Here is a 10,364-nt window from a genome sequence, read left to right as displayed (position 1 = left end):
GCTTTCGACCGAGAGGATCGAAACGTTAATAGAGCCAAACAACACTGCTCTACCAACTCCTTCTGGGCTTCGATGAACTGAAGCAACTCGCTGTCGAATTCTGCGTAACTCTTTGTTTACCAAGGAGCTTTCCGTTTCGACTGCGCCGGAAGTGGGGCGAATTATAGACTTCCAGAATCTGCCGTCAACCCTTAATTTTGCTTTTCTATCAATTAGTTACGATCGTTTAAAAAACAACCAACCTTTCTATATAGAAACCCCCTCTATATAGAAGAAACACCTCAAATGACCCCCGCCTCCTTTAAAGCCGCCACATGGGCCGCCCCCAATCCCAGCACCTGGCTTAGCACCTGAGCCGTATGTTCGCCCAGCAGAGGCGGCGCACTGCGATACTCCACCGGCGTCTTGGACAGCCGCATAGGGCTCCCCACCTGCGGCACCTTGCCTGCCAGCGGATGCGGCAACTCTATAGCCAACCCGCGCGCCTGCACTTGAGGATCGGCAAACACCTGCGCCAGATCATTGATCGGCCCACAGGGCACACCGACCTGCTCCAGCTGGCTCACCCACTCGGCGGTGGTCTTGAACACTGTGGCCTGGCGAATCAACGGAATGAGCACCGCCCGATTGGCCACCCGCAGCTTATTAGTAGCAAACCGCGGATCATCGGCCCACTGTGGCTGCCCGGCAACCTGGGCAAACTTGCGAAACTGACTGTCGTTACCCACGGTCAGGATGAAATCGCCGTCAGCGGTGGGAAAGTCCTGATACGGCACGATATTCGGATGTGCATTGCCCAGCCGCTTGGGCGATACACCCGTCGTCAGGTAATTCATCGCCTGATTAGCCAGGCAAGCCACCTGGACATCCAGCAACGCCATATCAATATGCTGGCCGCCACCATCATGGTCGCGGTGCGCCAACGCCGCCAGAATCGCCACCGTAGAGTAGAGCCCGGTCAAAATGTCGGTCAGTGCCACACCCACCTTGACCGGACCTTCGCCCTCATCACCCTCGGGACGCCCCGTCAGACTCATCAGCCCGCCCAACCCCTGGATCATAAAGTCATAGCCCGCGCGCGCCGCATACGGCCCGGTCTGGCCAAACCCTGTGATAGAGCAGTAGATCAGCTCCGGGTTGAGCTCCTTGAGCGACTCATAGTCCAGGCCATACGCCGCCAAACCGCCAACCTTGAAATTCTCGATCAAGATATCCGACTTCGCCGCGAGGTCCCGAACCAGCTTCTGCCCCTCCGGTCGGGTGAAGTCGATAGTCACCGACTCCTTATTACGGTTGGCCGATAAGTAGTAGGACGCCTCAGTGGTGTTCTCACCATAAGCATCCTTAAGGAACGGCGGCCCCCAGGCGCGCGTATCGTCGCCACTGCCAGGTCGCTCGACCTTGATCACCTCGGCCCCGAGATCCGCAAGAATCTGCCCGGCCCAGGGCCCTGCCAGCACCCGTGACAAATCCAGTACCCGCAGATGCGATAGCGCGCCCATGGTCACACTCCTATTAATAGAACGCCTGGATACCAGTCTGTGCACGTCCAAGGATCAGCGCATGGACGTCATGCGTGCCTTCGTAGGTATTCACCACTTCCAGGTTGACCAGGTGCCGGGCGATCCCGAACTCATCGGAGATACCGTTGCCACCCAGCATGTCACGAGCCATACGGGCGATATCCAGGGATTTGCCGCAGGAGTTACGCTTCATGATCGAAGTGATCTCCACCGCCGCCGTTCCTTCATCCTTCATCCGCCCCAGACGCAGGCAACCCTGCAGGGCGAGAGTGATCTCGGTCTGCATATCGGCGAGCTTTTTCTGGATCAATTGTGTGGCAGCCAATGGACGCCCGAACTGCTGGCGATCAAGGGTGTACTGGCGCGCCGTGTGCCAGCAGAACTCCGCTGCCCCCAACGCGCCCCAGGAGATGCCGTAGCGCGCCGAGTTCAAGCAGGTGAACGGCCCTTTCAAGCCGCGCACATCGGGGAAGATGTTTTCTTCGGGAACGAACACGTTATCCATGACGATTTCGCCGGTGATCGAAGCGCGCAGGCCGACCTTGCCGTGAATCGCCGGGGCACTCAGGCCTTTCCAGCCCTTCTCCAGGACAAAACCACGGATATCGCCGGCGTCGTCCTTGCCCCAGACCACAAACACATCGGCAATCGGGCTGTTGGTGATCCACATCTTGCTGCCGGTAAGGCTGTAGCCGCCATCCACCTTGCGCGCACGGGTAATCATCGCGCCCGGGTCCGAACCGTGGTTGGGCTCGGTCAGGCCGAAACAACCAATCCACTCACCCGAGGCCAGCTTGGGCAGATACTTCTGTTTTTGCGCCTCAGTACCGAACTCATTGATCGGCACCATGACGAGGGACGACTGCACGCTCATCATCGAGCGGTAGCCGGAGTCGACACGCTCCACTTCACGGGCAATCAAGCCGTAGCTGACGTAGTTCAAGCCACTGCCACCGTACTGCTCGGGGATCATCGCGCCGAGCAGGCCGGTCTCGCCCATTTCACGGAAAATTGCAGGATCGGTCTTTTCATGACGGAAGGCTTCCAGCACACGCGGCGCCAGCTTGTCCTGGGCAAATTGCTCAGCGCTGTCGCGCACCATGCGCTCTTCTTCTGTGAGCTGTTGATCCAGCAGCAGTGGATCGATCCAGTTGAAGCTTGCCTTACCGCCCATGAGTGAGTCCTCGCGAAGTAAATCAAAAGTCGTGCATGGAGCCTAGGCCGGACAGGCGAGGAGGGCAAACGAGGTTTTTGCATAGGCTTGTGCTAATTTCTCACTTCGTAATGATCGAAAAGGGCAAAACTGCTCTTTATTAGTGAGGCGACGGTACATGCGCAGGAAGATCCCCAGCACCACGGCCCTGGTCAGTTTTGAAGCGGCAGCCCGCCACGAGAGCTTTACCAAGGCCGCGCAGGAGCTATCCATTACCCAAGGCGCAATCTGCCGACAGATCGCCAGCCTCGAGGAGTTTTTGAGTGTCGAACTGTTTCGACGCTCGCGACGTGGTGTAAAGCTCACGGAAGCCGGGCTTTCCTATAGCCGGCGGGTCGCGACGCAACTAGATGCCGTGGAGCGCGACACTCTCTCAGTGATGGGCCAGCAGGGCGCCAATGTCATCGAGCTGGCAGTAGTGCCCACGTTCGGCACGCAGTGGCTGATCCCGCGCCTCAAGGACTTCCAGCAACAACACCCCGAAGTCACGGTGAACCTGACCAACCGCACTCGCCCATTCCTGTTTGCCGATACGCAATTCGATGCCGCGGTCTATTTCGGCGATGCCGACTGGTCCGGGACCGAATCCCACCGACTGATGGGCGAAAACCCGGTTCCCGTTTGTAGCCCGCGATTGCTGGAGAACCGCTCGCACTTCAGCGCAGAGGAAATCGCCGAACTGCCGCTGCTACAGCAAACCACAAGGCCCTACGCCTGGCGCCAGTGGTTCAATGCCCAGCAACTGAATATCCCCCGGGACATGACAGGCCCGCGTTACGAACTATTCTCCATGCTGTCCCAGGCGGCCATGCATGACATGGGCATTGCGCTGATCCCACCGTTCCTTATTCAACGCGAACTGGGCGAGAAACAGTTGGTGATCGCCAACCCGCAGGCGCTGACCAGCAGCAAGGCTTATTACTTGATGATTCCCGAGAGAAAGGTCGAATCCGCGTCGCTGCGCGCCTTCCGAGACTGGCTGGTTGATCAGGCACAACGCTACAGCCACCAGTTCTAGACGCCCGTGATATTTACTGACCTTGTAGTCAGATAATTTATAGCACTACAGATATAAATATATGTCGCCTTTAGACAGACTGTACCGATCAATGCAAAAATGACCTGAAAGCCAATAGCTATCAGCGCTACAGGGGTTATTCACCCCCCATGACCCGCTATTCATGACGACAATTGCAAAAATTGTCTTTTTCCGCCGGAAGCCTTTAAACACCTGTATTCAAAGAGGTTATTTCGGCACGTTGCGACAATCAGTCACAGGGTGACTTGTAGTTAATTTTTCGTCACCCGTCATAATCCCTTGAAGGCCGTAAAGTTCGCCTGCAAAATGCCGCGCCCTGCTGTCATTTCAGCGGGGTCGTGCTGATCGGCCGCCCCAGTTGCGCCACTCGCGGTGCACTGGCCTTTTTACAAAAATCAAAAGCAAAAAGATCATGCAGGAGATTTGACGTGCACATTGGTGTTCCTCTCGAAACCCAGACCGGTGAAACGCGGGTTGCTGCAACCCCGGAAACCATCAAGAAGCTGATCGGCCAGGGCCATAAGGTCACTGTACAAAGCGGCGCAGGCATCAATGCCAGCGTCGTCGACAGTGCCTATGAAGCGGCAGGCGCAACCATTGGCAGTGCCAGCGACGCGTTTGGCGCCGAGCTGATTCTCAAGGTGGTCGCCCCCAGCGACAGCGAACTGACGCTGATTAAAAGCGGCACCGTGTTGGTGGGCATGCTCAATCCGTTCAGCAACGAAACCATCACCCGCCTGGCCGAACATGGCATCACTGCCTTCGCCCTGGAGGCCGCCCCGCGCACCTCCCGTGCGCAGAGCCTGGATGTGCTGTCGTCCCAGGCCAACATTGCCGGCTACAAGGCGGTGTTGCTCGCGGCCCATCACTACCCGCGCTTCATGCCGATGCTGATGACTGCCGCCGGTACGGTGAAAGCCGCCCGTGTGCTGATCCTCGGTGCTGGTGTGGCCGGCCTGCAGGCCATCGCTACGGCGAAACGCCTGGGTGCCGTCATCGAAGCGTCCGACGTCCGTCCGGCCGTGAAGGAACAGATCGAATCCCTCGGCGCCAAGTTCGTCGACGTGCCCTACGAGACCGATGAAGAGCGCGAATGCGCCGTCGGTGTCGGCGGCTACGCACGCCCCATGCCCACCAGTTGGATGCAGCGTCAGGCCCTGGCCGTGCATGAGCGCGCCAAGCAAGCCGACATCGTCATCACCACCGCCCTGATCCCGGGTCGCAAGGCCCCGACGTTGCTGAGCGCCGAAACCGTCGCCCAGATGAAGCCAGGCTCCGTGGTGATCGACCTGGCCGCCGCCCAAGGTGGCAACTGCCCACTGACCGTCGCCGACCAGGTGGTGGTGGAGAACGGCGTGACCATTTGCGGCCCGACCAACCTTGCCGGTGCCGTCGCTGCCGACGCTTCAGCCCTTTATGCGCGCAACCTGCTGGACTTCCTGAAGCTGGTCTTCACCAAGGAAGGGCAGTTTGAAATCAACCTCGAAGACGACATCGTCGCCGCGTGCCTGATGTGCCGCGACGGCCAAGTCATCCGCAAAAACGCCTAAGCAGGGATTCAGACGATGGAAGAGCTTATCTCCCCCGGTATCTACAACCTGATCATCTTCGTGCTGGCGATTTATGTCGGTTACCACGTGGTCTGGAACGTCACCCCCGCGCTGCATACGCCGTTGATGGCCGTGACCAATGCAATCTCGGCGATTGTGATCGTCGGCGCCATGCTCGCCGCCGCACTCACCGTCACGCCACTGGGCAAGACCATGGGCACCCTGGCCGTGGCCCTGGCTGCCGTTAACGTGTTCGGCGGTTTCCTGGTTACCCGTAGGATGCTTGAGATGTTCAAGAAGAAAGCGCCCAAGGCTAAAGAAGAGGTGCAGAAGTAATGAGCATGAACCTCGTCACGACGCTCTACCTGATCGCGTCGATCTGCTTCATCCAGGCCCTCAAAGGCCTGTCGCACCCAACCACGTCCCGACGCGGCAACCTGTTCGGCATGCTGGGCATGGCGCTGGCGGTACTCACCACCGTTGGCCTCATCTATAAGCTCGGTGCAGAACTTGCCACTGCCGGCATCGGCTACGTGATTGTCGGCCTGCTGGTCGGCGGTACCGCCGGCTCGATCATGGCCAAGCGCGTAGAAATGACCAAGATGCCGGAACTGGTCGCCTTCATGCACAGCATGATCGGCCTGGCAGCGGTGTTTATTGCGATCGCCGCAGTGGTCGAGCCGCAATCCCTGGGGATCGTCAAGCAACTGGGCGATGCGATTCCTGCGGGCAACCGCCTGGAGCTGTTCCTCGGTGCCGCTATCGGTGCCATTACCTTCTCCGGTTCGGTGATTGCCTTCGGCAAGCTGTCAGGCAAGTACAAGTTCCGTCTATTCCAGGGCGCACCGGTACAGTTTGGCGGCCAGCATAAATTGAACCTGGTGTTGGGCCTGACCACCCTGGGTCTGGGCCTGGTGTTTATGTTCACCGGCAACCTCAGCGCCTTTGCCCTGATGCTAGCCCTGGCCTTCGTGCTGGGCGTGCTGATCATCATCCCGATTGGCGGCGCGGATATGCCGGTAGTCGTGTCGATGCTCAACAGCTACTCCGGCTGGGCTGCGGCGGGTATCGGCTTCTCGCTGAACAACTCGATGCTGATCATTGCCGGCTCCCTGGTAGGTTCGAGCGGCGCGATCCTCTCGTACATCATGTGCAAGGCGATGAACCGCTCGTTCTTCAACGTGCTGCTCGGCGGTTTCGGCAATACGCCGGATGCGGCAGGGCCGGCCGGTTCGAAAGAGGCGCGCCCGGTGAAGTCCGGTTCGGCTGACGACGCCACCTTCCTGCTGACCAACGCCGACACCGTGATCATCGTCCCAGGCTATGGCCTGGCGGTAGCGCGGGCGCAGCATGCACTTAAAGAACTGACCGAGAAGCTGACCCATCGCGGCGTCACCGTCAAATACGCGATCCACCCGGTCGCCGGGCGCATGCCTGGTCACATGAACGTGCTGCTGGCCGAGGCCGAAGTGCCGTATGACCAGGTGTTCGAGATGGAAGACATCAACTCCGAGTTCGGCCAGGCCGACGTGGTGCTGGTGCTCGGCGCCAACGACGTGGTCAACCCGGCCGCCAAGAACGATCCGAAATCGCCGATCGCCGGCATGCCGATTCTCGAAGCCTTCAAGGCCAAGACGATCATCGTCAACAAGCGCTCGATGGCCAGTGGTTATGCCGGCCTGGATAACGAACTGTTCTACCTGGACAAGACCATGATGGTCTTCGGGGACGCGAAGAAGGTCATTGAAGACATGGTCAAGGCTGTCGAATAAACACTGCTCCAGCGCAATACCCAAAACCCCGGCCTCCCGTAGGCTGGGGTTTTTTATTAACGGGAAAAACCCGACCAAAGGCTCTAAATCGCCACCTGGCATTCGACCATGGTAGCGGGACGAACGCCGTTGAAATCACTAGACTGCCCACCTTGCCTCCGTTGCCCGAGATAACAATCCATGTACCGTGATCGTATTCGCTTGCCTTCGCTGTTGAACAAGGTCATGAGCGCCGCCGATGCTGCCGCCCTGATCGAGGACGGCATGACCGTCGGCATGAGCGGCTTTACCCGCGCCGGTGAAGCCAAGGCTGTGCCCCACGCCCTGGCAGAACGCGCCAAGACCTCGCCCCTGAAAATCACCCTGATGACCGGCGCCAGCCTGGGCAACGACCTGGACAAGCAACTTACCGAAGCCGGCGTGCTGTCGCGCCGCATGCCGTTCCAGGTCGATAGCACGCTGCGCAAGGCGATCAATGCCGGCGAAGTAATGTTTATCGACCAGCATCTGTCGGAAACCGTCGAACAACTGCGTAACAACCAGCTCAAGCTGCCGGACATCGCAGTGATTGAAGCCGTGGCCATCACCGAGCAAGGCCATATCGTGCCCACCACCTCCGTGGGCAACTCGGCCAGCTTCGCGATTTTTGCCAAGCAGGTGATCATCGAGATCAACCTGGCGCACAATCCGAACCTCGAAGGCCTGCACGACATCTATATCCCGACCTACCGCCCGACCCGCACCCCGATCCCGCTGGTCAAGGTGGATGATCGCATCGGCAGCACCGCGATCCCGATCCCGCCAGAGAAGATCGTCGCCATCGTCATCACCAACCAGGCCGATTCCGCCTCCACGGTCACGCCGCCCGACAGCGACACCCAGTGGATCGCCAATCACCTGATCAACTTCCTCAAGCAGGAAGTGGACGCCGGGCGCATGACCAACAAACTCGGCCCACTGCAGGCCGGTATCGGCAATATCGCCAACGCGGTGATGTGCGGCCTGATCGAATCGCCGTTCGAAGACCTGACCATGTACTCCGAAGTCCTCCAGGACTCGACCTTCGACCTGATTGATGCCGGCAAGCTGAGCTTTGCCTCCGGCAGTTCGATCACCTTGTCAGAGCGGCGCAATGCCGACGTGTTCGGCAACCTGGAGCGCTACAAGGACAAGCTGGTGCTGCGCCCGCAGGAAATCTCCAACCACCCGGAAGTGGTGCGGCGCCTGGGCATCATCGGCATCAACACGGCGCTGGAGTTCGACATCTACGGCAACGTCAACTCCACCCACATCTGCGGCACGCGGATGATGAATGGCATTGGCGGCTCGGGGGATTTCGCCCGCAACGCGCACCTGGCGATCTTTGTTACCAAATCCATTGCCAAGGGCGGGGCGATTTCCAGCGTGGTGCCGATGGTCAGCCATGTCGACCATACCGAGCATGACGTCGATATCCTCGTGACCGAGATCGGCCTGGCTGACCTGCGTGGCCTGGCGCCACGGGAGCGGGCACGGGTGATCATCGATAACTGCGTGCACCCGGACTACCGTGACGCCCTCAATAACTACTTCAACGCCGCCTGCGCCATCGGCGGGCATACCCCGCACATCCTGCGCGAAGCCTTGAGCTGGCACATCAACCTGGAAGAAACCGGGCACATGCTCAAAGGTTGATCAATACAGATCCGGGCGGATGCAAACACAGTTGCATTCGCTCGGAACTGAGCGCGGCATCTTTTAAAAAAACTGTACTACTGTACCGGTCACTTCCTACCGAAAAACCCTACGCCCGCTCTCCAAAACGCCTAAACGCACCAAATAAGTGCCGACAGGTACAGTTGCCCCATTTACGTACAGTACAGCCGCTATAAACAGTTAACTGGCCCCTCACAATACAGGTGAACTGTATCTAGAGAGTCTTGCGCCGGAGGAGGATCATTGGCATCAGTTAAACCACTACCTAATCCCGCCACAAGCGGAAGGATGTCATCATGGAACGTACACTCAGTTCCGAACTGTTCTTCGAAGATAAAGCTGTAAACACCCAGGCTTCCCTGCCTCTGCGCGTTATCGCCAACCTGATGTTGTGGCAGCGCCGCATCTCCAGCCGCCATCAACTGGCTCGTCTGGACTCGCGTCTGCTGGCCGATGCCGGGATCAGCGAAGCTCAACGCTACGAAGAGCTGAGCAAGCCGTTCTGGCGCTGATTTAGCGCCCGCTGGCCCTGACCTAACAGGTCCACAGCCAGCAACCCGAATTGTTGTAGCAGAACCCGCCCCGGGTAACCGGAGGCGGGTTTTGTGGTTTCTGGGAGGCTGAAAAGTCAGTGCTCAGCCTCGCAACAAGTACAGTTTCATTTATTTAAGAATCGACCAGTACAATTTTATAACGATCGTTTTGTACTGCCCCAATAGCCTTTCCGGGCAACGACTTCTCACTGCGTACTACCCGAACAGATAGGCGCCCGCTACTATCGCGTCATTAGTTCGTCCCATACACAGGAGTCACCCCATGTCCCGTCTTCGTTTGCTGAGCGCTGCAGCCCTGCTTGCCGTCGCCGCCAATGCCAGCGCCACCAGCCTGATTGTGACCACCGACTCGATTGTGGGCGCGCTTAAAGCCACGTCCGACGCCAGCTCCGATGCCACATCGTCCCTGCGCGACAACAAGGTCGTACGTGCTGCCCGTGACGATGCCGCCAGCTTCGTCGCCAGTGAAGGCGCGATCCGTGGCGTGAAGCTGGAAAGCGCCCTGGCGCAGATCCGCCAACAGGCGCCACAACTCAATGCGGCCACGGATGTGCAACTGGCCCAGGCGATCCTGGCCATCTGAGCCGGAGCTGTTTTGTAGGAGCCGGCAAGCCAGCTCCTACATAGAGGTGCCCGCGCTGGCTCTCGCCCAGGCATTACGCTAGCCTTGGCGCTCGTTTTCAGTTGTCGAGTCCCATGGCTTTTTCATACCGTTTGTTGATTGTTCCTATAGTGCTTGCCGTGTGCGGGGCCGGGCCTGCCCAGGCCTTTGATGTGTCCACGCAAGGCCTCGTCGCCAGTGCCTATGCCACCAGCAAAGTGACCTCGGCGCCGTTCGACCGTAAATTGCTACTGGCCGCCCAGGATGACGCTGCCGCGTTTATTGCCACTGACGGCCAATGGCGGGGCGCCCGACTGGAAAGTGCACTGGATTATCTGCGTCGCACCCAACCAAAACTTAAGTCCAGTGACCTTGAACTGGCCCAGGCAATTCTCGTCCAATAATCATCCTTTCTCT

10 protein-coding genes are annotated in these 10,364 nt (G+C 58.8%); 8 read left to right on the top strand and 2 right to left on the bottom strand.

Features of this window, described 5'->3' with window-relative positions; all coding sequences use genetic code 11:
• Positions 1-281 precede the first annotated feature (281 nt).
• Complete coding sequence (locus HBR94_RS21060) at positions 282-1,502, bottom strand: CaiB/BaiF CoA-transferase family protein (RefSeq protein ID WP_169960476.1); 1,221 nt, start codon at positions 1,500-1,502, stop codon at positions 282-284.
• 13 nt (positions 1,503-1,515) lie between these two features.
• Positions 1,516-2,697, bottom strand: coding sequence for an acyl-CoA dehydrogenase (locus HBR94_RS21055; protein WP_029290432.1), 1,182 nt, complete (start codon positions 2,695-2,697; stop codon positions 1,516-1,518).
• Positions 2,698-2,854: 157 nt separating this feature from the next.
• On the opposite strand from HBR94_RS21055, the gene HBR94_RS21050 reads away from it, so the two are divergent.
• The 8 genes from HBR94_RS21050 (at position 2,855) to HBR94_RS21015 (ending at position 10,351) form a co-directional block, all read left to right on the top strand.
• On the top strand, positions 2,855-3,754 hold the full coding sequence (locus HBR94_RS21050; protein ID WP_057442148.1) for a LysR family transcriptional regulator: 900 nt from the start codon (positions 2,855-2,857) through the stop codon (positions 3,752-3,754).
• Between the two features lie 449 nt (positions 3,755-4,203).
• Positions 4,204-5,325, top strand: a complete 1,122-nt coding sequence (locus tag HBR94_RS21045) for a Re/Si-specific NAD(P)(+) transhydrogenase subunit alpha (protein WP_057957923.1) — start codon at positions 4,204-4,206, stop codon at positions 5,323-5,325.
• Positions 5,326-5,340: 15 nt separating this feature from the next.
• Positions 5,341-5,661 (top strand): NAD(P) transhydrogenase subunit alpha, encoded by a 321-nt coding sequence (locus HBR94_RS21040; RefSeq protein ID WP_003233786.1) that lies wholly within the window; start codon positions 5,341-5,343, stop codon positions 5,659-5,661.
• Positions 5,661-7,097 carry an NAD(P)(+) transhydrogenase (Re/Si-specific) subunit beta gene (locus HBR94_RS21035; RefSeq protein WP_057957922.1) on the top strand — a complete coding sequence of 479 codons (1,437 nt, stop codon included), beginning with the start codon at positions 5,661-5,663 and terminating at the stop codon, positions 7,095-7,097. The genes HBR94_RS21040 and HBR94_RS21035 overlap by 1 nt, the downstream gene beginning before the upstream one ends.
• A 180-nt stretch (positions 7,098-7,277) precedes the next feature.
• Positions 7,278-8,771, top strand: coding sequence for an acetyl-CoA hydrolase/transferase family protein (locus tag HBR94_RS21030; protein WP_057957921.1), 1,494 nt, complete (start codon positions 7,278-7,280; stop codon positions 8,769-8,771).
• Between the two features lie 317 nt (positions 8,772-9,088).
• Positions 9,089-9,304, top strand: a complete 216-nt coding sequence (locus tag HBR94_RS21025) for a DUF1127 domain-containing protein (protein ID WP_007911656.1) — start codon at positions 9,089-9,091, stop codon at positions 9,302-9,304.
• A 304-nt stretch (positions 9,305-9,608) separates the two neighbouring features.
• On the top strand, positions 9,609-9,929 hold the full coding sequence (locus HBR94_RS21020) for a DUF2388 domain-containing protein (protein WP_057442142.1): 321 nt from the start codon (positions 9,609-9,611) through the stop codon (positions 9,927-9,929).
• 113 nt (positions 9,930-10,042) lie between these two features.
• Entirely contained in the window at positions 10,043-10,351 is a 309-nt protein-coding gene (locus HBR94_RS21015; RefSeq protein WP_170045478.1) for a DUF2388 domain-containing protein, read from the top strand.
• Positions 10,352-10,364 lie beyond the last annotated feature (13 nt).

This window comes from Pseudomonas sp. WS 5412, from assembly GCF_012985615.1.
GTDB lineage: Bacteria > Pseudomonadota > Gammaproteobacteria > Pseudomonadales > Pseudomonadaceae > Aquipseudomonas > Aquipseudomonas shahriarae.
The sequence above is the reverse complement of the archived record's forward strand: the minus strand, read 5'-3'. Positions and strand labels throughout refer to the sequence as shown.